General features: G+C 69.3%; 1 protein-coding gene. It reads right to left on the reverse strand.

What is annotated here, in order from left to right; genetic code table 11:
* Positions 1 to 68 precede the first annotated feature (68 nt).
* Positions 69 to 388 (reverse strand): isochorismatase family protein (locus ACLZOT_RS50350; protein ID WP_416976038.1); only part of this gene is annotated, 320 nt, incomplete at its 5' end.

Here is a 388-nt window from a genome sequence, read left to right on the forward strand (position 1 = left end):
CGCCAGTCGGGTCGCCGCGTCCAGGGTGCGAGAGGCGGGTTTCGGGTTACCCGCGACCACAACCGATCTCATGAACGCTCCTCCAGGTGGGCGAGGGCAAGCTCCAACGGCCACACTTCGCCGATCTTGTGCCGGATGTCGAAGAGGTTCGCCGCGTGCACCTCGGGGTCACGGTCGCCCACCGCCTCCGCCACGACCACCGGCACGAACCCGTGCTGCATGGCGTCCAGGGCGGTGGCGCGTACGCAACCACTCGTGGTGAGGCCGCCGATGAGGAGCGTGTCGACTCCGTGGGCGGTGAGGTGGGACGCCAGCGGCGTGCCGAAGAAGGCACTCGGGTACTGCTTCGTCACCGTCAACTCGGCGGCGGTGGGGGCCAGTCCGTCGA

It is taken from the genome of Streptomyces sp. 4F14, assembly GCF_048159485.1.
Taxonomy (GTDB): domain Bacteria; phylum Actinomycetota; class Actinomycetes; order Streptomycetales; family Streptomycetaceae; genus Streptomyces.